Annotated in this window: 20 protein-coding genes and 1 pseudogene; 11 read left to right on the forward strand and 10 right to left on the reverse strand. The window is 50.5% G+C overall.

Features of this window, described 5'->3' with window-relative positions; translation table 11 throughout:
- Positions 1–160: 160 nt before the first annotated feature.
- Together exbD and exbB are read right to left on the reverse strand one after the other, a co-directional pair.
- On the reverse strand, positions 161–586 hold the full coding sequence (exbD, locus tag INT84_RS11280) for a TonB system transport protein ExbD (RefSeq protein WP_176918470.1): 426 nt from the start codon (positions 584–586) through the stop codon (positions 161–163).
- Positions 587–592: 6 nt separating this feature from the next.
- A complete protein-coding gene (gene exbB / locus INT84_RS11285) occupies positions 593–1,327 on the reverse strand; it encodes a tol-pal system-associated acyl-CoA thioesterase (RefSeq protein ID WP_194206877.1) in 735 nt (244 codons plus the stop codon).
- A gap of 250 nt (positions 1,328–1,577) precedes the next feature.
- Between exbB and metC the strand changes: the two genes are divergently transcribed.
- Together metC and yghB are read left to right on the forward strand one after the other, a co-directional pair.
- Positions 1,578–2,765, forward strand: a complete 1,188-nt coding sequence (gene metC, locus INT84_RS11290) for a cystathionine beta-lyase (RefSeq protein ID WP_194206878.1) — start codon at positions 1,578–1,580, stop codon at positions 2,763–2,765.
- A gap of 132 nt (positions 2,766–2,897) precedes the next feature.
- The gene (gene yghB, locus INT84_RS11295) at positions 2,898–3,557 is read left to right on the forward strand and encodes a DedA family general envelope maintenance protein YghB (RefSeq protein WP_194206879.1); all 660 of its coding nucleotides are present in this window, start codon (positions 2,898–2,900) and stop codon (positions 3,555–3,557) included.
- A 32-nt stretch (positions 3,558–3,589) separates the two neighbouring features.
- Here yghB and INT84_RS11300 read toward each other — a convergent pair whose 3' ends face one another.
- Entirely contained in the window at positions 3,590–4,489 is a 900-nt protein-coding gene (locus tag INT84_RS11300; RefSeq protein ID WP_194206880.1) for an AraC family transcriptional regulator, read from the reverse strand.
- A 173-nt stretch (positions 4,490–4,662) separates the two neighbouring features.
- Here INT84_RS11300 and yqhD point away from each other — a divergent pair, with 173 nt between their 5' ends.
- Complete coding sequence (gene yqhD / locus INT84_RS11305; RefSeq protein ID WP_176918465.1) at positions 4,663–5,826, forward strand: alcohol dehydrogenase; 1,164 nt, start codon at positions 4,663–4,665, stop codon at positions 5,824–5,826.
- Positions 5,827–5,927: 101 nt separating this feature from the next.
- Complete coding sequence (gene dkgA / locus INT84_RS11310; RefSeq protein ID WP_194206881.1) at positions 5,928–6,755, forward strand: 2,5-didehydrogluconate reductase DkgA; 828 nt, start codon at positions 5,928–5,930, stop codon at positions 6,753–6,755.
- Here the strand turns inward: dkgA and INT84_RS11315 are convergent.
- Positions 6,740–7,195 (reverse strand): DUF6795 domain-containing protein, encoded by a 456-nt coding sequence (locus tag INT84_RS11315; RefSeq protein WP_194206882.1) that lies wholly within the window; start codon positions 7,193–7,195, stop codon positions 6,740–6,742. The two genes, dkgA and INT84_RS11315, sit on opposite strands and share 16 nt — an antisense overlap.
- A 207-nt stretch (positions 7,196–7,402) precedes the next feature.
- Between INT84_RS11315 and INT84_RS11320 the strand changes: the two genes are divergently transcribed.
- From INT84_RS11320 to INT84_RS11330, 3 genes are read left to right on the forward strand one after another with little or no spacing between them, the layout of a single operon-like run.
- On the forward strand, positions 7,403–7,726 hold the full coding sequence (locus INT84_RS11320; RefSeq protein ID WP_194206883.1) for a hypothetical protein: 324 nt from the start codon (positions 7,403–7,405) through the stop codon (positions 7,724–7,726).
- Positions 7,726–8,193 (forward strand): HIT family protein, encoded by a 468-nt coding sequence (locus INT84_RS11325; protein ID WP_194207284.1) that lies wholly within the window; start codon positions 7,726–7,728, stop codon positions 8,191–8,193. The genes INT84_RS11320 and INT84_RS11325 overlap by 1 nt, the downstream gene beginning before the upstream one ends.
- A gap of 33 nt (positions 8,194–8,226) precedes the next feature.
- On the forward strand, positions 8,227–8,799 hold the full coding sequence (locus INT84_RS11330; protein ID WP_194206884.1) for a hypothetical protein: 573 nt from the start codon (positions 8,227–8,229) through the stop codon (positions 8,797–8,799).
- Positions 8,800–9,054: 255 nt separating this feature from the next.
- Here INT84_RS11330 and INT84_RS11335 read toward each other — a convergent pair.
- The 5 genes and pseudogenes from INT84_RS11335 to INT84_RS11355 form a co-directional block, all read right to left on the reverse strand.
- Positions 9,055–10,062, reverse strand: a pseudogene (locus INT84_RS11335) (DUF3362 domain-containing protein); the annotation flags it as partial.
- Between the two features lie 114 nt (positions 10,063–10,176).
- Complete coding sequence (locus INT84_RS11340; RefSeq protein ID WP_000140246.1) at positions 10,177–10,506, reverse strand: hypothetical protein; 330 nt, start codon at positions 10,504–10,506, stop codon at positions 10,177–10,179.
- Between the two features lie 204 nt (positions 10,507–10,710).
- Positions 10,711–13,482, reverse strand: coding sequence for a P-loop NTPase fold protein (locus INT84_RS11345; RefSeq protein ID WP_032415320.1), 2,772 nt, complete (start codon positions 13,480–13,482; stop codon positions 10,711–10,713).
- A gap of 67 nt (positions 13,483–13,549) precedes the next feature.
- Positions 13,550–14,700 (reverse strand): IS3 family transposase gene (locus INT84_RS11350; protein WP_087855188.1). Its coding sequence is split into 2 segments (ribosomal slippage): positions 13,550–14,442 and positions 14,442–14,700, totalling 1,152 coding nucleotides; the frame shifts between segments, so codons are not numbered across the junction.
- Between the two features lie 44 nt (positions 14,701–14,744).
- Complete coding sequence (locus INT84_RS11355; protein WP_023280967.1) at positions 14,745–15,233, reverse strand: P-loop NTPase fold protein; 489 nt, start codon at positions 15,231–15,233, stop codon at positions 14,745–14,747.
- Positions 15,234–16,091: 858 nt separating this feature from the next.
- On the opposite strand from INT84_RS11355, the gene INT84_RS11360 reads away from it, so the two are divergent.
- Both INT84_RS11360 and INT84_RS11365 read left to right on the forward strand, forming a co-directional pair.
- Positions 16,092–16,388 (forward strand): helix-turn-helix transcriptional regulator, encoded by a 297-nt coding sequence (locus INT84_RS11360; protein ID WP_017384073.1) that lies wholly within the window; start codon positions 16,092–16,094, stop codon positions 16,386–16,388.
- A gap of 423 nt (positions 16,389–16,811) precedes the next feature.
- On the forward strand, positions 16,812–17,468 hold the full coding sequence (locus INT84_RS11365) for a TetR/AcrR family transcriptional regulator (RefSeq protein ID WP_023280966.1): 657 nt from the start codon (positions 16,812–16,814) through the stop codon (positions 17,466–17,468).
- Positions 17,469–17,530: 62 nt separating this feature from the next.
- Here INT84_RS11365 and INT84_RS11370 read toward each other — a convergent pair whose 3' ends face one another.
- On the reverse strand, positions 17,531–18,514 hold the full coding sequence (locus INT84_RS11370) for an MDR family oxidoreductase (protein WP_023280857.1): 984 nt from the start codon (positions 18,512–18,514) through the stop codon (positions 17,531–17,533).
- A 400-nt stretch (positions 18,515–18,914) separates the two neighbouring features.
- Here INT84_RS11370 and INT84_RS11375 point away from each other — a divergent pair.
- A protein-coding gene (locus tag INT84_RS11375) for an IS1 family transposase (RefSeq protein ID WP_223195083.1) occupies positions 18,915–19,612 on the forward strand; the annotation gives its coding sequence in 2 pieces (ribosomal slippage) (positions 18,915–19,164 and positions 19,164–19,612; 699 coding nt in all).
- 113 nt (positions 19,613–19,725) lie between these two features.
- Entirely contained in the window at positions 19,726–20,001 is a 276-nt protein-coding gene (gene frmR / locus INT84_RS11380; RefSeq protein WP_017384071.1) for a formaldehyde-responsive transcriptional repressor FrmR, read from the forward strand.
- Positions 20,002–20,031 lie beyond the last annotated feature (30 nt).

The following is a 20,031-nucleotide window of genomic DNA, read 5'->3' on the forward strand; positions in this document are numbered from 1 at the left end:
TTTTGCGACCAATCTGCCCGGTGGCGCTGCGCTTACCGGGCCTGCGAGTGGATTAACCTTCCCTTCAGCGCACCAAAACGTAGCCCCGGTAAGCGCAGCGCCACCGGGGAAATAACGATGCAGATGCCGGACCGGGGTTGCCGATCCAGGACAAAGGCGTTTACTTCGCCTTCGTCACCTCTTCGCCGACCAGGCCGATCTTAAGATAACCCGCCTGATGCAGGGTATCCATCACCTTCATCATCGTTTCATAATCCACAGTTTTATCCGCGCGGAAGAAAATGGTGGTGTCTTTCTTACCTTCCGTAAGCGTATTCAGCGCATTAACCATCGTTTCATCAGTCACCGGATCGTTACCGATAAACATGCTGTTATCCGCTTTTACCGACAGATAAATCGGTTTCTCCGGACGTGGCTGCGGCTGACTGGACGATGCCGGTAAATTCACCTTCACATCAACGGTAGCCAGCGGGGCCGCTACCATGAAGATGATCAGCAGAACCAACATCACGTCGATAAACGGCGTGACGTTGATATCGTGCATTTCGCCGTTGTCATCCAGATTTTCATTAAGATGCAAAGCCATGCTGCATTAACCTAAACGGAGTTTCTGAGTAGAACGAACCGGTTGCGCAGCGTTGCTGGCGTCCAGATCGAGATCGCGGCTCTGAAGCAGCAGGATCTGCGCGGCAACATCGCCGAGCGTCGCTTTATAGCTGCCGATCATGCGGGCAAAGATGTTGTAGATCACCACCGCCGGGATTGCCGCGACCAGGCCAATTGCCGTCGCCAGCAGCGCTTCCGCGATACCGGGTGCCACAACCGCCAGGTTAGTGGTCTGGGTCTGGGCGATGCCGATAAAGCTGTTCATAATCCCCCACACCGTACCAAACAGGCCGACGAACGGAGAGATCGCGCCGATGGTCGCCAGATAGCCATTCCCGCGCCCCATATGACGGCCAAACGCCGCCACGCGACGTTCCAGACGGAAACCGGTACGCTCTTTAATACCTTCGTTATCGGATGAGCCCGCGGAAAGTTCCAGCTCGTTCTGTGCTTCATACAGCAGACGGGTGCTCAGACTTCTGCTGTGGAAGGAAGAGGCGATTTCGCTGGCCTGATCCAGAGAGCGGGCTTCTGCCAGCTGCTGCTGCTCACGCTTGATACGACGCTTGTGCGCCAGCATTTCCGCGCTCTTGCTGAAGAAAATAGCCCAGGTGACGACCGATGCCAGGATCAGGCCAATCATCACAATTTTAACCACGATGTCGGCATGTTGATACATACCCAGAACGGAGAGATCCGTCTGCATCAAATTATTACCCACTCTCAATCTCCAGGACACAAGTCACAAAATCTGAGCATAATAATATCAAAACAGTGTCGAATTGATAGTAGTTCTCATTAGTATTTACATATTGCCGTAAATTCCGCTCATTTTCCTTGCGCTTACGCAGTAAAAAAGCGGTCAGCCGAATTAAGGGAAATTTTTATTCTGAATATGCCGCCAGGCGGATGCATAATACGGTAATCGTGTTAATTTAGACGTCCAGATGGATAAAAACAGGCTGAGCGACATGTCAGAGAAGCACATTGATACCGCCCTGGTGAACGCGGGGCGCAGCAAAAAATATACGCAGGGTTCGGTAAACAGCGTGATCCAACGCGCCTCATCGCTGGTATTTGAGACGGTAGAAGCGAAAAAACACGCCACCCGCAACCGGGCGAAAGGCGAACTTTTCTATGGTCGTCGCGGGACGCTGACCCATTTCTCGCTTCAGGAAGCGATGTGCGAACTGGAAGGCGGCGCGGGCTGTGCGCTCTTTCCGTGCGGTGCGGCGGCAGTCGCCAATACCATCCTCGCCTTTGTTGAACAGGGCGACCATATCCTTATCACCAATACCGCCTATGAACCGACCCAGGATTTCGCCACTAAAATCCTCGGCAAGCTGGGCGTCACGACGACCTGGTTCGATCCGCTGATTGGCGCAAAGATTGCCGATAGCGTGCTGCCCAATACCAAAGTCGTGTTTCTGGAATCCCCCGGCTCCATCACCATGGAAGTCCATGACGTTCCGGCTATCGTGGAAGCGGTCAGACGCGTGGCACCACATGCCATCATTATGATCGACAACACCTGGGCGGCGGGCATTCTGTTTAAGGCGCTCGATTTCGGTATTGATATCTCCATCCAGGCGGGTACTAAATATCTGATTGGCCATTCTGATGCCATGGTAGGAACTGCCGTTGCCAATGCCCGCTGTTGGGATCAACTGCGCGAGAATGCCTATCTGATGGGGCAGATGGTCGATGCGGACACTGCCTATATGACCAGCCGCGGCCTGCGTACCCTCGGCGTGCGCCTGCGCCAGCACCATGAAAGCAGTCTGAAAATTGCCGAGTGGCTTGCCATTCACCCGCAGGTGGCGCAGGTCAATCACCCCGCCCTGCCCGGCAGCAAAGGTCATGAGTACTGGAAGCGCGATTTCACCGGCAGCAGCGGACTGTTCTCGTTTGTTCTTAGAAAAAGGCTGAACGATCGGGAGCTGGCGGAGTATCTCGACAACTTTACATTATTCAGCATGGCCTACTCCTGGGGCGGCTATGAATCGCTGATCCTCGCGAATCAACCCGAGCATATTGCCGCTATTCGCCCCGACGGCGAAGTGGATTTTGACGGCACGCTTATCCGCGTCCATATTGGTCTGGAAAATGTTGACGATCTTCTTGCTGATTTAGCAGCGGGGTTCACGCGGATCGTGTAATAATAGGGCCAGGACGCACATCTTTTCGCAACTCAACAGTGGAAAAGTCTGCAACGCTGCGTCCGGGATCAACAATGCCCGGACCAATAAGGGATAGAATCGTCGAATAGATGCTGTTTCACGGGAAAGTTCATGGCTGTTATTCATAATATCGTCGCCGCGCTCTGGCAGCATGATTTTGCTGCCCTGGCGAATCCGCACATTATTGGTGTCGTCTATCTGGTCATGTTTGCCACCTTGTTTCTGGAAAACGGTCTGCTACCCGCCTCTTTTTTACCCGGAGACAGCCTGTTGCTGCTGGCCGGGGCGCTGATTGCCAGAGACGTGATGGGCTTTGTTCCCACCATTGCCATACTGACGACGGCAGCAAGCCTTGGCTGCTGGTTAAGCTACGCTCAGGGCCGCTGGCTGGGAAACACCCGTGTGGTAAAAGGCTGGCTGGCTCAGCTTCCTGATAAATATCACCAGCGGGCCACCTGCATGTTTGATCGTCACGGCCTGCTGGCACTACTGGCCGGGCGCTTTCTGGCATTTGTCAGAACGTTACTGCCAACGATGGCGGGTATCTCCGGTCTGTCAAACCGTCGCTTTCAGTTCTTTAACTGGCTGAGCGGCCTGCTATGGGTGCTGGTTGTCACCAGTTTTGGCTATGCGCTAAGCATGATCCCGTTTGTGAAGCGTCATGAGGACCAGGTGATGACCTTCCTGATGATCCTGCCGATTTTCCTGCTGGTCGCCGGATTGCTGGGGACCATTATCCTCGTCGTGAAAAAGAAATACTGTAACGCCTGACGTTCCCGCGCCGGGCGGCTGAACCTGCCCGGCTACATTCCCTGAATCATTCGGATCCGCGCCGCATCTTCTCCCGGCGTCATGCCAAAATAGCGCTTAAATTCGCGGCTGAACTGCGACGCGCTTTCATAGCCTACCCGCATCGCCGCCGCGCTGGCCTTCATTCCGTCATGGATCATCAGCATCCGCGCTTTATGCAGCCGGTACGACTTCAGATACTGCAACGGCGAGGTGCTGGTCACCGACTTAAAGTTATGATGAAACGCCGACACGCTCATATTCGCTTCAGCAGCAAGCTGATCGACACTCAGATTCTCAGTGTAATGGCTTTCAATTCGTTTTAAGACCCGGCTAATCAGGCTGAAATGGGTCTGGCGGCTGACCAGCGCCAGCAGCGCCCCGCCGCGTGGGCCGGTTAATACGTGGTAAAGGATTTCGCGGATGATCTGCCTGCCAAGAATACGTGCATCCAGCGGACGCTTCATGACGTCCAGCAGCCGCTCGGCGGCGCACAGGATCTCATCCGTCAGCACGGAGGAGTTAATCCCGCTTGCCGACTCGCCCGGCTGAAAGCGCTCGTCCTCGCCAATGTCCATCAGCAGTTCCTGCAACTGCAATATATCGACGTTCAGGCGAATCCCGGCCAGCGGGATGTCCGGCGTGGCGTACGTCTCGCATTCAAACGGCAGCGGGACGGTGAGCAGCAGATATTCATTGGCGTCATAACGAAATACGCGCTCATTGATATAGCCAATTTTATGGCCGGAAAAGAGAAATACGATCCCCGGCTGGTACATCACCGGTGTACGGGTGCCGGGCTGCGTACCGTAGAGCAGACGTACGTCCGGCAGCAGCGCGCTGAGCGATTTTTCGTTATTTCTGAGCAGGTTAATTTTTTCGGTAAGTTGCTGACAGATTTCCTGACGATTCATAACCGGTCACCTCCGGGGCGCAATTTCACCCGTTTAGTCTGCCCGTATTTAACGCCTTTCTCCAGCACTATGGAGAAATGGGCAAGAGAACGGCAGGAATATGCATTGAGAGCTCGCTATCGCAAGACCACAATGAAAGCCTCAGTTTTTTTACCTACTTAAGGGAACGAGCAATGAATAATTTTACTCTGCATACCCCCACCCGCATTCTGTTTGGTAAAGGCGCGATTGCCGACCTGCGCGATCAAATCCCATCTGATGCCCGCGTCCTCATCACCTACGGCGGCGGCAGCGTTAAAAAAACCGGCGTACTGGATCAGGTTCACAGCGCGCTGGCCGGGCTGGACGTGCGTGAATTTGGCGGCATCGAGCCGAACCCGTCTTACGAAACGCTGATGAACGCGGTGAAAATCGCCCGCGACGAGAACATCACTTTCCTGCTGGCGGTCGGCGGCGGTTCCGTGCTTGATGGCACTAAATTCATCGCCGCTGCCGCACACTACGCGGACGGCGTCGATCCGTGGCACATTCTGCAAACCAGCGGCAGCGACATTCGCAGCGCGATTCCAATGGGTTCCGTACTGACTCTCCCGGCTACCGGTTCCGAGTCCAATAAAGGCGCGGTCATTTCCCGTAAAACCACCGGCGACAAACAGGCATTCCATTCGCCGTTCGTTCAGCCGGTCTTCGCCGTGCTCGATCCGGTTTATACCTACACTCTGCCGCCGCGTCAGGTCGCCAATGGCGTGGTTGATGCCTTTGTGCATACCGTTGAGCAATACATCACGTATCCGGTGAACGCGAAAATTCAGGACCGTTTTGCCGAAGGCATTCTGCTGACGCTGGTAGAAGATGGCCCGAAAGCGTTACAGGAACCGGAAAACTACGATGTCCGCGCTAACGTGATGTGGGCCGCGACCCAGGCGCTGAATGGTCTGATTGGTGCAGGTGTGCCGCAGGACTGGGCTACCCATATGCTCGGCCACGAACTGACCGCGATGCATGGTCTCGATCACGCGCAAACCCTGGCGGTCGTTCTGCCTGCGCTGTGGAATGAAAAACGCGACGCCAAACGCGGCAAGCTGCTGCAATATGCCGAGCGCGTCTGGAACATCACCGACGGCAGCGAAGACGAGCGCATTGATGCCGCCATCGCCGCTACCCGCAACTTCTTCGAACAGCTTGGCGTGCCGACCCGCCTTTCCGGCTACGGCCTGGACGGTAGCTCCATCCCGGCGCTGCTGGCAAAACTGGAAGAACACGGCATGACCGCGCTGGGCGAACACGGCGATATTACCCTTGATGTCAGCCGTCGTATTTACGAAGCGGCGCGCTAACCATTTTATCTTCCGACTTTCGTTTTTGACTTTTTCGTCCAGACTTAATGCACACAACTTCGCCGGGATCGCTCCGGCGAGTTTCCAATAAGGAGGAATGCATGACACATCCAGGCATAATCAAACTTCAGGACGGCAACGTAATGCCACAACTGGGTCTCGGCGTGTGGAAAGCAGGCAATGACGAGGTAGTCCAGGCTATTCATAAAGCGCTGGAAGTGGGCTATCGCTCGATTGATACCGCTGCCGCGTACAAAAATGAAGATGGTGTAGGGAAAGCGTTACAGAGCGCGGGCGTACCGCGCGGCGAGATTTTCGTTACCACTAAACTGTGGAATGACGATCAAAAACGTCCTGCCGAAGCCTTGCAGGAGAGTCTCGACAAGCTGCAACTCGATCATGTGGATCTGTATCTGATGCACTGGCCGGTTCCGGCCATCGATCGCTATGTACAGGCGTGGGAAGGGATGATCGATCTGCAAAAACAGGGGCTGGTAAAAAGTATTGGCGTCTGCAACTTTCAGATCAACCATCTGCAACGGCTGATTGATGAAACGGGCGTTACGCCGGTGATCAACCAGATCGAACTGCATCCGCTGCTGCAACAGCGCCAGCTTCATGCGTGGAACGCCACGCATAAGATCCAGACCGAATCCTGGAGTCCGCTGGCGCAAGGCGGCGAAGGTGTGTTCGATCAGAAAGTGATCCGCCAGCTTGCCGATAAATACGGCAAGACCCCGGCGCAGATCGTCATTCGCTGGCACCTCGACAACGGTCTGGTGGTGATCCCGAAATCAGTCACGCCGTCCCGTATTGTGGAAAACTTCAACGTCTGGGACTTCCGCCTCGACAAAGACGAGCTGGGCGAAATCGCCAAACTGGACCAGGGTAAACGCCTGGGACCGGATCCGGATCAGTTCGGCGGCTGATTGCCCGTCACCTTGTTGATATCAACCTGATGACACACTTCCGGCGGCGACAATTCTGTCGCTGCCGGCAACTGGCAGATAACGCCAATTTCCACCCCGTCCAGCTCATGCGCATTGCCTAATCTACCTGCGGCAAGATAGTCATACTGCTGCGTTGCCGTCTGAAAATGTAGCTCCGCACGATGCATCCAGTCCATCGGCCCTAATGGCAGGAAAAAAACCCATTTATGCTTCGCAGGAAAGGAAAAACGCCCGTTGTTGTCAGACAAGGCGCTTGTCTCTCCGGCATTGCTCGAATACGTCACACTCGCCCCCGCCAACGGCTGTCCGTGACTATCCAGCAGCTTCCCTTCCACCATCGGCTGACTTTGATAGTGCGTTACGCACCCGCTTTGCAGCAGGGCGACTAATATAAGGCCCAGACAAAATCGTTTTTGCATCCTTTTTCTCGCGTCATTAATCCCTCTTTATTGACTACCGTTTCGGTTGTTAAGTCAATGAGTCGTGCGCTTTTCAGAAATCATTCATTCCTGCCGGGGTTAGGGCGTTGCAAGATAGACTGCAATTATTCCTGACCAACATATATAGAGAATCCCGATCCAACTTACAGATGCAGAACATGCACAGGTCGAACGGATAATTGATACTTGTATAAATATCAGTACATAATCTCTAACGATTCTGGAGATGACTATCCAGAATATTTGTTAAACAATCCGATTTGTGATTGCAATTTTGATCAGCATCCTGAGGTCGAAAATATCAGTATTGTTAGAAAAAAAGCGGATGTCGTCAGGGTTCGGGTTCGTTTCTCACTTGATGATCAACAGCATAAGGAGCAGGACTTTATTCTGCATCGCATCAGTGATAAATGGATTATTGACGACATTATTCCTTCTGGCAGTAGTAGTCTGGTTCAACGGATGCAAAATGTTATTAACCAGCATAAATCATCAACGGAGACACAATGATGAACTGTATTTTTTGCCAGATCGTTGAAGGTAAAGCCCCCTGCCATAAAATCTGGGAAGACGATCACCATCTGGCGTTTCTATCCATCTTTCCCAACACCGAAGGTTTTACGGTAGTGATCCCGAAAAAACACTATCCGAGCTATGCATTCGATCTGCCACCGCAGGCGCTGGCAGATTTAGCCCTCGCCACGCAGAAGGTGGCGAAACTGCTGGATCGCGCTTTCCCTGACGTGGGCCGTACCGGGATGTTTTTTGAAGGCTTCGGCGTGGATCACGTTCACAGTAAACTCAGCCCGATGCACGGCACCGGCGATATGACGCAGTGGAGGCCGATCGAGGCGCGAAAGACGACGTATTTTACGCAGTACGAAGGCTATCTTTCTTCACACGACTGTGAGCGAGCGGACGATGAGAAACTGGCGGCGCTGGCAGCTCGTATTCGGCAGCTGCCGGTAGCGGAATGATGTGCCGGGCTCGCAGACGATAAGGAATGGCCCGTGAAAAACTGGCGGCTATGTTTTTTCCTGCTGGCGCTGGGCGTCTTTAGCCAGGCCACATGGTGCAGTGAAACGCCTGAGCAGGCGATTACGCGTATTTATCATTCGCCACAGGATTCGATGAATTATGACATCGGGCTGCGTGGTGAAATGTTAGAGAACCACCGCACTGCGTCCGTCGCCAGTAAACCGCTTTTTAGCACCCTGCCTGATGCGCTATGTTTATGTAATAACCCGGACGATATCTCCGTCGAAATACGTCATGTATTGCCTTATAGCAATCGGTTTGCCGAGGCACACATTACCCTGAACGAGAAAAAACGCTCGCATTCGATGAAGATTCAGCTTTTTAAACCGCACGATCGCTGGCTGCTGACAGATGTTGATAACCTCGACGATCCATTGCCTTCTCTGATGTGGCAACGTCGTGATGACACGCAATCGAAACTATTATTAGCCCCGCAATTAGCGACTAATAGTCACAAGGTAGAAGATGTTGCTATTTCTGAATTACTGGCCAATCCGGATAAATACCATCAGAAAAAGTACGCTTACGGGGTTACGCTATTTTAGGTTTTGAACATGCTGCGATTTACGCCAATAAAGATGAAATACAGCGCGAAAAAGGTTTCTGGCTGAAGAGATTCAAACGCTGGATGCAAAGGTGAGTTAATTACAGCAGGACGTTGAAGCACTGCGCCCGGAAGTTCAGTCTGCAAAAGATGAAGCGGCAAGAGCGCAATGAAGGATCGGTAGCAGGGTATACACCAATCCGCCGCGTTTGTAATAAAACGATCTGCCCGGCAGAAACGCTGCCGGGCCAACCCTTTAACGCCCCGCCGATTTCACGCGTTTTTTATTCGCCGCCAGCCCCTGCCGCTGATGCGCCACCGGCGTATGCTTAGTCAACGCCGGACGGGTAGTGCGGTTCTGCCGCCGTGCTTCGCGCATCTCCTCAAGGGTCGGCGCAGGCACCAGACATTCGCGGCGTCCGCCGATCAGATGCTTTTTGCCCATCGTTTCCAGCGCCTGACGGATCAGCGGCCAGTTAGCCGGATCGTGATAGCGCAGTAGCGCCTTATGCAAACGCCGCTGTTTATCGCCCTTCGGCACCACCACATCTTCACTCTTATAGTCGATTTTACCCAGCGGGTTTTTGCCGGTGTAATACATGGTCGTTGAGTTTGCCAGCGGCGACGGATAGAAGTTCTGCACCTGATCCAGACGGAAGCGGTGACGCTTCAGCCACAGCGCCAGGTTGACCATATCCTCATCCTCCGTGCCCGGATGTGCGGAGATGAAATAGGGGATCAGATACTGCTCTTTACCCGCCTGCTTCGAATAGGTGTCAAACAGTTCCTTAAAGCGATCATAGCTGCCCATCCCCGGCTTCATCATCTTCGATAATGGACCCGCTTCCGTGTGCTCCGGCGCAATCTTCAGGTAGCCGCCCACATGATACGTCGCCAGCTCTTTGATGTAGCGCGGGTCAGCCACGGCCAGGTCGTAACGCACACCGGAGGCGATCAGGATCTTCTTCACACCTTGCAAATCGCGGGCGCGACGATAAAGGTCGATCGTCGGCTGATGGTTGGTATCCATATGCGGACAGATTTCCGGATACACGCACGACAGGCGACGACAGGTCTGTTCCGCGCGCGGCGAGGTACAGCGCAGCATATACATATTGGCCGTCGGCCCGCCGAGATCGGAAATCACCCCGGTAAAACCCGGTACAGAATCGCGGATCGCTTCGATCTCATTGATGATGGAGTCTTCCGAGCGGCTCTGGATAATGCGCCCTTCATGCTCGGTGATCGAGCAGAGCGAGCACCCTATAATTCTGATCATTTAGAAATTTTTTTGCGTTTAAAATCAATGAATTGAAAGATTTCATTTTTCTAAGTCTGATAAAACAGATGAAAACCCAACTGACTATACTCATAAAACTCAATCTTTGCGCTGCTGTACGATACCAGTAATTACAGGCGCCGAGTTTAACATCATGAAAAGTAGCCCAATAATGAATGACGCAACGCCAGCTGCGGTGCCTAACTTCTGACTGAACACCATTGAAACAAAGTACATATTTGGGATAAAAACGGACATAGCAATCACGAAAAGTAACTTATTCAGATAATTATTTATTCGGGTCTTAACCTCAACTCTATCATAAAAAGCCATCGAAACGTAAGCAGTTATCAGTGAATAAAAAGACCATGTCATATAGTTAACCGATTCATTAAATGCCTCTCGCAAAAGCAAAGCACTTTCTGTCATTCCCTACCTCATTAAATCAATAGAAAATAAATCTGAATAATTTATTTTTAAAAGAAAAGAACACAACATAACTTCAGTAGTTATGATTAATCCCTGAATGATTATTTCTTAGCAAGATATAACATGCTTAATGTATATCAGGCAATAAAAAAACTCCCAAAGACCACCGCTGTGGTCTTCAGGTATAGGATTTAAAGAACGAACTCAGTCCGGAAACGTATCACTATCTTCTGTAACGTCCGCTTTCTCTGGTAACATTCTGTTTTTAATATACTGTGAATTCCTGCAGATGAGAGGAAAAATCTCCGAGTTATTCATTATACAACTCGTTGCCGTACGGGCGTCCTCCGGAGACCATGATGAAAATGAAAACGTCTGACGGTCAAGCCATTGAGACAATAATACATTATCAACAGAAGCGCTAAACAGCGCCGCAATAGCCCTGCGTTCAACGGCCTTCTCAGGTTCAATAAACGACAACTCATTATGAAAACGGGTAATAATCGCAATACGGCTGTCAATACGAATATGTCTTTCAAGTAAGACATCGTGCAACTCATCAAGTACAGTCTCTCTCTGGGTATCGTCGAGGCAAGACCACAGGAAATGAATGTTCTCGGCATTTGTGACAACGTCTGGCTCTGCATCACGGAACCATGATGCAAAGATACCCACACTACCTTCCATCCGGATATGCTGCCCCTGAAGTTGCATTTGTTCAAGGATAAAGCGCATGTTCACAGGAAGAACCGTAAAACACTCAATAAGCCTTTCAGAAGAACTAAATACTCCACATGCCAGGGCGTTCAGCTTTTTCTTCAAAATATCAAACTGCTCACCTGACTGATATACGTCATGGAGAAATACTGGACCCATAGCATTCACATCAGACTCAATTATTTTCTCTGACAGTGCTTTTTGACGCTCTCGCACAAATATTAAAAGAGAGGTTGCATTTGTAGCTTCTTTGATGACGTCATACTGACCTTTAACAAAGCTCAGGACAGGTATATTCACCAGAAGACCTAAATCAACAATCCTGCCAACAGCATTTTTGATGTACGGCAGAACATTTTTATCCTTAAGTGCTATAAAGATACTCTCGGCAGTACGTAGATAACGAAGATATGCAGCCAAAGCCAGGTCAAACCGTTCCTCACCAATATGTTCACTGTACGACTCGATACCGGCATAGTTACCATGGAGCACCATGTGAGCAACAGCCTGTGCAGCAAATTCCGCAGGGAAGAGATTCCTCGTCGCCGTATTATTAAGATAATATTGATTTAAAACATTATTATTCCAGTCCGGGCTCAGAACAATTTTTCTGAAATGGATAACGTCCTCAACAACCTGACGATTTTTAAGCGTCATTATTGCAGAGCTAACCTGAGCCCCACCTGTACCATCATTCTTTCCAATTACGTTCTGTACCGCCTTCGATGCAATATTGATATGCCGGATAATTCCCGGATTAAAAAGGTCTATCTGAGGTTGCTCAGCTCCATAGCGTAACATCTCCTCCCGACCGTGATTTCCGATATCTAGTGTGCCAATTTTCAGGTTTGACAAGGTCTCTTCATTATTGACAAGGTATTCCACATAAAATACGCCATCTACAAAATTCTCCATTTTATTCAGTAGTGATTCACCGGCCAGAACAGAGTATGAATCAGCTTCCTGCAGCAACGTCTGCGTGGATTCAGCCTCCAATTTTTCTGAATCCTGAATTTCATCAAGTTTACTCACAATAAACGATATTTGCCTTTCGACGAAAGGCTCTAGGCTTATCCGCCCGTCAGCCATCAGTTTCTGCAGACTCAATACGAAACCTTCATCATTCTTTTCTCTGAGTGAAACAGCATAACTCTGATTCAGCATTTGCACTGCGACTTTGAGTTGCGGTTCGGCGAGAGCCTGACACTTCTCATCCATCCGGCTATAAGAAACCAGCCAGTCTCGCATCTGAATATGTGGTGCCACTCGCTGCCATGCTTCAGCGAAACCCCACAAGGCCGTCAGTTCTTCAAGCCGTGGGATATTTATAGCACCAATCGCGTCTTTAAGAGGCGTATCAAGCAACTCGCTCCTGGCAAGCTCCACCGTGGACTGATAGTGGATGCTCATCAGAAATTCGCTCCATCTTTCTGTATCGTTATTAAAAATTCGGGATATTTGTTGATAAGTTAGCGAGAGCATCTCGTCAAAATCATCCGGAGCAATACCGGGTTCGGTCTGACTAGCTTTGGGATCGCGAAGTAATACTTTAATATCTCGCTCCCCGTATCTGACCACCAGTAAGTAGAGAGCAATAAGAATATGGCGATGATCTTCTGTTGCAGGAACGGTAAGGTTCAGAATATGAATATCATTAACAAACTTCTTCATTAATCGCGGTGTGATACGAGGATACTCAGAGGGTTTCCAGCGCTCAAGCAACACCGTTGCTTCCCGGCACGCTATCCCTGCATCCTCATTTACTGTTTCTTTCCAGTACTGCCTTAACGCTTCCTGCCATCCTGCCGAAATAAGAGGAGGAACCTGAAAACTTACAGGAATCCGCTTTGCAATAAACTCACGCCCGCTGAAACCCGCCACAGAAAGTGAGGCTGAAACCTGTCTTGCCGAATAGGGCACCACTATCCTGAAGTGTTCATGAGTGGCTCCGGCAATAAGCTCCATATCACTCCAGAGCTCTTTCACTTTGTCTGCACTGATTCGGTCCAGATTATCAATGATAAGGATGAAGCGATCTCCATGGGAAATGACCTCTTTGGAGGTAAATCCCTGCAGAGCTTCAGCCAGCTCAATAGCTCCGACCTCCTTATTAACTAGCCAAGTCTCTTCAATCCTGTCAGTACTGTTGCGTTTGAACAAATCACCAATACTCGAATACCCTTTCTTTCTGTACCATTCCATGTTCTGCAGGCATGCCAGTCCTGCGACCATAATGGCAGGAGAAAGAAACGCGGCCACCTCAACATAAAAAAGCCACCCTAATAATGACTCCTTGTGATCCTACCCACGTAATGTGGACACGGCCCTAAGCGAGGTTCTGGTTTTCAAATTGTTCGGGACTGAGTCCGCCACAGGCACTGTGTCGGCGCCACCGATTGTAATCACACTCGATATAATTAAACACCGTCATCCGCATGATTTCCCGGCTGATAAGGCGTTCCCCGTGGATACATTCCACCTTCAGCGAGTGGAAGAAGCTTTCCGCGCAGGCATTGTCGTAACAACATCCTTTGGCACTCATGCTACCGTGCAGATTATGCCGCTTCAGTAACGCCAGATAGTCTGCCGAACAGTACTGCCCGCCTCTGTCCGTATGCACGATGACATTTTCCGGGCGCTTACGTCGCCAGAGTGCCATCTGTAGCGCATCGCAGGCCAGCTGCGCTGTCATCCGCGACGACATCGACCAGCCGATGACAGCACGGGACCACAGGTCAATGACCACCGCCAGGTACAACCAGCCTTCGTCCGTGCGCAAGTACGTGATGTCACCCGCCCACTTCTGATTCGGGCCACTCGCGTAAAAATCCTGTTTCAGCAGATTTTCAGACACCGGCAGGCCATGTTCGCGGTATCGGACCGGGCTGAACTTCCGGGCCGCTTTTGCGCGAAGCCCCTGACGCCGCAGGCTGGCGGCAATGGTTTTGACGTTGTACTCAGGCAGTTCGTCAGCGAGACGAGGCGCACCATAACGCTGTTTTGCCTCAGTGAATGCCTGACGGACAGCAGTATCACAGACGAGCCGGAACTGCTGACGTGGTGTTATCTGCTGACGACGCAGACGCCACGCATACCAGCCGCTACGGGCGACCCGCAGTACCCGGCATATGGCTTTGACGCTGAACTCAGCCCGATGTTTTTCAATAAAGACATACTTCATTTCAGGCGCTTCGCGAAGTATGTCGCGGCCTTTTGGAGAATGGCCAGCTCCTCTGCCTGTTCCGCCAGTTGGCGCTTAAGACGGGCAATTTCAACGGACATTTCCTGCTCACGTTCGGAAGAGCTGCGGGCATTGTTAATCTTACTGCGCCATGCGTAGAGCTGGGATTCGTACAGGCTGAGTTCCCGGGCAGCGGCAGCAACACCGATACGTTCCGCAAGCTTCAGGGCTTCGTTGCGGAATTCAGGCGTGTACTGTTTGCGGGGCTTCTTACTGGTTGATGCTGGTTTTGTCATGAGTCACCTCTGGTTAAGAGTTTACTCACTTAGTCGTGTGTCCACTATTCGTGGGTAAGATCATTGTTAGTAAAATATTGATTAAGGTCTGTTAGCACATAACGAAGCATCTGCACGGAAAGCAATGACAGTAAAATAAAAACGACGGTCAACCAGCTTAGCCTGCTGCTGACCCTCTTGTCGTATTCAACGATGTTACCCAGAGCCAGATTTTTATACTTATCCAACACATCCCGGGAGCCCGGACATTGTAGGCTGACCCCGTGGTGGATGACATCGATAAGCGCTTTTTTAGTTGAGCCATGATGGTAACGTTCTGCATCAAAGTTAATGAACGTAAAATCATCTTTAAGCTTTTTCTGCAGGAACTTCAATATTGTTGACTTACCTGAACCCAGCTCACCTTCCAGACCAATAATATTGACATCAGGTGTCCTGATGATCTGAGCCACATTCTCTGCAACTTTTTCATGACTGCTGCCTCTAAACATATCCTGGTCAGCGGGTGATTCCGTCTGCAATCGTAGAGTCATTCAGCAATTTCCTTCGTTATAACGTAAGATTCTTTCACTATTAGACACAGTACAGAGCCCACAGCAACCAAATGACTGCAGCCGGGGCAGTTTAGTTTTAAGCATGCATAAGCCGATTTCGATGGAATCCCTTTCACACAATAATATTGAATTGAAGCAATGAAAACATTAATGTGTTTGTTGTGACTAGCTGCAGGGGCCTGGAAGAAATTCCAAAGCCTGACAAACCGGAACAGGGCTTGCTCTGCTCCGGTTTTATCCAGTTCATCTTGAAGCCCTTGTTTTTGTTACATATCCCTGCTCACTCTTTCAGCCATTGTTAAGCTTCTTGTGTGTAATCTGCGAATAATACGGATGCAAAATTGATGCAATGGATTATACATACCTACAGCGCACGTTACGCTGAGCTGAATCGAATTTCAGAGAACGTTCTTCGCTATTACCCTGCCCAGCCAGTTGAACACATTTTATCATCCGGCCCCGAGAGTGACATGTTCTCTGCCTGGTACAGCCTTCATCAGAGTCAAACTAGACGTTATTTACAGGCAAAAGAAGACAGCTACAGAGTTTAAGTCTGACATTATTCGTGGCTGTGTCTGCCTTCGGAGTTTTCAGCTTATCCCGATAACAGCGGTTTTGAAAAATTGACGTTTTTTACACCGGTACATTGCCCGAACGCAATCTCCCCCGTAGCGAAATACCGCCCCGCAGAAAATCGTCCATGCTCGGCATGCCCCTGGAACATCAGCATCTTTTCAATAAAGGTTTTACAGCCTATAGTCTGTATAACACAAAATACACCTTACCTGCTGTATTACAGGGCGGTACTCCCTACTCAGTCTGCGAGGCAGGTCACTTATGAATAATCAGTTCCCGATAAAAACGCTGAACCAGCTCAGACCTGTGCTAATCGGGTTTCGCAAAATCAAGGGCTTCACGCAAAAAGATGTGTCTGAGAGGCTTGGCGTAACGCAGCAAACCTATGCCCGCCTGGAAGCAAACCCTGCTAGCGCCAGTATTGATCGTCTGTACAAGGTATTCAGTATTCTGGGCGTAGAAATAACGCTGTCATCTATTTCCCCTTCACCCTTCATTTCCCACACAGAGATGAGGGGGGCATTTGACAGCACTCCCGCCAGACGGGAGAAATGGTGACTATTAGAAGTTTGCTAGTTTTGTCGAATGACGCCAACTACATGTCCGCATCCATCGAGTAGTGGCTTCAAGCCACGATTGTCACTGCCTCCGCTGCCTTTTTCCAGTAACTCTCTCCTTTTAATTCTAATATTTAGGGGTGTCAACGCAAAGCAGAAACGGCACCTTCTTTGCGAGACAGAAATGACCTGTGATTGCCTGGCCGATTTATGGCAGCTAAGTGCGAGAAGCGGATATAGCGAATTCGCCATTGTACGGGATTAGCAGGTTTACTGAAGCAACCTGCGATGGCGTTATGGCAATAGTCAGTCCCCTGTCCAGTCGGCATAGGTGGCCACCTCGTCACCGCCGGGGATAAACTGATTGAAGCCTCCGCGCAAAATCACTTATTCTTTTCCGTTAATAAAATGCAGGAGCAAAGTCATGACTGGCGAAATTCGTGGGCGAGGCAGGCCACGAAAAACAGAGAGTACCTATACAGATACCCGTAATGACCTGATCCGAAGCGGGCTTGAACTGCTCACGCAGAATGGTTTTCTTTCAACGGGAGTCGATGCCATTGTCAAAAATGCCAGTGTTCCTAAAGGCTCATTTTATTACTATTTCAAGAGCAAAGAAGAGTATGCCCAGACTGTTCTGAGCGCCTATGACAGTTTCTTTGTGCATAAACTCCAAAAACATCTGTATGAATCATCCTTCACACCAATGATGCGTCTGGAAAATTTCATCGACGATGCCTGCGACGGCATTAAAAAGTACAATTTCACCCGGGGCTGTCTGGTTGGCAATATGATGCAGGAGAGTCCGGGTCTTCCACTGTCCTTTATCAAACAGCTCCACGAAATACTTGAGCGCTGGCAGGCGCTTGTGGCGTGCTGTCTGTCCGACGCGTTATCTTCGGGCGAAATCCGTTCCGATATGAATAATACGCAACTGGCGGCCATTTTCTGGAGCAGTTGGGAGGGTGCCGTAATGCGTGCCAAACTTTATTGCTCAACCCAGCCTGTGTACGACTTCTGGAGCTATTTCAAAAAGTCAGTACGCTATCAGCCCTCTAAGGACACGGCTGTTGAAAAGTAAAAAAGGGGCCGCAGCCCCTGATAATAATTATCAAACCCAGGCTGAGCCTGGCTTCCACTTCATTAGCTACACTGAATTACTGCCCGGCCACGAATTCCGCCACTCAGAAGTTTTTCGGCCACATTGATGGCATCACTCAGCGGATAAACGGTGGTCAGGCTATCCAGTCTGGACTCCGGTAAATACTGTACCGCCTGCTGCCAGATCGCCGCTCTTTTTTCCTTCGCGAACATGACACTGTCAATCCCTTTCAGCGTGACGCCACGCAGGATAAACGGAGCCACATTCCCCATTAGTTCCATCCCCTGTGCCATGCCGCAGGCTGCAACAATACTGCCATAACGCACCCCGGCGCATACATTGCAGAGCGTATGGCTACCGACTGTATCAATGGCGGCAGCCCAGCGTTCTTTCTGTAACGGTTTTCCGGGACAGGAGAGCTCGGAACGGTTAATAATCTCGTCCACACCGACCGTTTTATAGAGCCAGGCAGCCTCTTCCGGGCGTCCAGTAGACGCCGTAACGCGGTACCCCATTGATGCAAGGATCATGGCCGCAATGCTCCCGACGCCGCCGCTGGCACCGGTAACAAGTACCGGACCATCTTCAGGCTTAATACCATGATTCAGAAGTGCGTCTACGCACAGCATCGCGGTAAACCCAGCTGTTCCGATTGCCATTACGTGTTTGCCGTTAGCGCCAGCCGGGAGCGGCGTCAGCCAGTCTCCATTTACCCGTGCTTTTTCGGATAGTCCGCCCCAGTGTTTTTCCCCAACACCCCAGCCGGTCAGGAGAACCTTATCTCCGGCCTGATATTCGGGATGTGAACTGGCGGACACTGTACCGGTAAAATCAATGCCGGGCACCATGGGAAAGCGTCGGACGATTGGGCCCCGGCCCGTAATGGCCAGTGCGTCTTTGTAGTTGATGGATGAATAGTCAACATTGACCTCCACATCCCCCTGCGGTAGTTCACTTTCAGCGATTTCAGCAAGTTGCGCACTATAGCGTCCATCTGTTTTGTTGATTAATAAAGATTTAAACACGTTCACCTCGTTTGTCCGGGCGTTTACCGTTCAGTCATTAAGTCGTCAATAAATAATATTGACCGATCGTCTAATAATCAACACTACTATCCCAGTGCTTTGCCAGCATTCAAGAAACATTATTCATTTCATGCACTTAAAGCTGTCTTTTTTGACCGACATCAAACTGTATTCTGGTTTATCTGGTGCAGAGGGAAAATCAGCATCCCTGAAGATACATAGCTAATGCTTCAGAACACGGCTGATGATGCGATAAAACAACCAGGCTTTAATGAGTTAGTCTGAGCGGACCTTCGGCTCAGTAAATAGGTCCGCTCCGTGCCAAGAGCAGACGCTGGTAATTCGGGTAATGGTGCCAACTTACTGATTTAGTGTATGATGGTGTTTTTGAGGTGCTCCAGTGGCTTCTGTTTCTATCAGCTGTCCCTCCTGTTCAGCTACTGAAGGCGTGGTGCGTAACGGTAAAAGTACTGCCGGACATCAGCGCTATCTCTGCTCTCACTGCCGTAAAACATGGCAGCTACAGTTCACTTACACCGTCTCTCAGCCCGGTACACACCAGAAAATTATTGATATGGCCATGAATGGCGTCGGATGTCGCGCCAGTGCACGCATTATGGGCGTTGGCCTCAACACGATTTTACGACACTTAAAAAACTCAGGCCGCAGTCGGTAAACTCACGCATACAACCGGGCAGTGACGTCATTGTTTGCGCGGAAATGGACGAACAGTGGGGTTACGTCGGCGCTAAATCACGCCAGCGCTGGTTGTTTTACGCGTATGACAGGATACGGAGGACGGTTGTGGCGCACGTATTCGGTGAACGCACGTTGGTCACGCTGGAGCGTCTTCTGGGCCTGCTGTCGGCCTTTGAGGTCGTGGTATGGATGACGGATGGCTGGCCGCTTTATGAATCACGCCTGAAGGGAGAACTGCACGTTATCAGCAAGCGATATACGCAGCGCATTGAGCGGCATAACCTGAATCTGAGGCAGCATCTGGCAAGGCTGGGCAGGAAGTCACTGTCGTTCTCAAAATCGGTGGAGCTGCATGACAAAGTCATCGGGCATTATCTGAACATAAAACACTATCAGTAAGTTGGAGTCATTACCGGTGCTCTGATATATTTATTATACTATAGTGGGGTATGTGTTGATCTTAATGTAATACTCCCCTATAGTATAAGAAATACAGAGCAGTGAGGTAAGCAATGCCCAGTACTCCTGAAGAGAAAAAAAAGGTCCTAACCCGGGTTCGCCGTATCCGGGGTCAGATTGATGCTCTGGAAAGAGCACTTGAAAGTGGCGCTGAATGCCGTTCCGTTCTCCAGCAAATCGCCGCCGTCCGGGGCGCCGCTAACGGACTGATGGCAGAGGTGCTGGAGAGCCACATACGGGAAACCTTTGACCAGAATGACAGCTACAGTCATGAAGTCAGTAAATCAGTTGACGATACGATTGAGCTGGTTCGTGCCTATCTTAAATAGGTGAGGCCATTATTACATTGAGGATATATT

It is taken from the genome of Superficieibacter sp. 1612_C1, from assembly GCF_015234305.1.
Taxonomy (GTDB): domain Bacteria; phylum Pseudomonadota; class Gammaproteobacteria; order Enterobacterales; family Enterobacteriaceae; genus Superficieibacter.

Excerpts from the sequence above, each read along its gene's own strand:
- exbD (WP_176918470.1), bottom strand. The coding sequence starts at position 586 with ATGGCTTTGCATCTTAATGAAAATCTGGATGACAACGGCGAAATGCAC.
- metC (WP_194206878.1), top strand. The coding sequence starts at position 1,578 with ATGTCAGAGAAGCACATTGATACCGCCCTGGTGAACGCGGGGCGCAGC.
- yghB (WP_194206879.1), top strand. The coding sequence starts at position 2,898 with ATGGCTGTTATTCATAATATCGTCGCCGCGCTCTGGCAGCATGATTTT.
- INT84_RS11300 (WP_194206880.1), bottom strand. The coding sequence starts at position 4,489 with ATGAATCGTCAGGAAATCTGTCAGCAACTTACCGAAAAAATTAACCTG.
- yqhD (WP_176918465.1), top strand. The coding sequence starts at position 4,663 with ATGAATAATTTTACTCTGCATACCCCCACCCGCATTCTGTTTGGTAAA.
- dkgA (WP_194206881.1), top strand. The coding sequence starts at position 5,928 with ATGACACATCCAGGCATAATCAAACTTCAGGACGGCAACGTAATGCCA.
- INT84_RS11315 (WP_194206882.1), bottom strand. The coding sequence starts at position 7,195 with ATGCAAAAACGATTTTGTCTGGGCCTTATATTAGTCGCCCTGCTGCAA.
- INT84_RS11325 (WP_194207284.1), top strand. The coding sequence starts at position 7,726 with ATGAACTGTATTTTTTGCCAGATCGTTGAAGGTAAAGCCCCCTGCCAT.
- INT84_RS11340 (WP_000140246.1), bottom strand. The coding sequence starts at position 10,506 with ATGACAGAAAGTGCTTTGCTTTTGCGAGAGGCATTTAATGAATCGGTT.
- INT84_RS11355 (WP_023280967.1), bottom strand. The coding sequence starts at position 15,233 with ATGACTCTACGATTGCAGACGGAATCACCCGCTGACCAGGATATGTTT.
- INT84_RS11360 (WP_017384073.1), top strand. The coding sequence starts at position 16,092 with ATGAATAATCAGTTCCCGATAAAAACGCTGAACCAGCTCAGACCTGTG.
- INT84_RS11365 (WP_023280966.1), top strand. The coding sequence starts at position 16,812 with ATGACTGGCGAAATTCGTGGGCGAGGCAGGCCACGAAAAACAGAGAGT.
- frmR (WP_017384071.1), top strand. The coding sequence starts at position 19,726 with ATGCCCAGTACTCCTGAAGAGAAAAAAAAGGTCCTAACCCGGGTTCGC.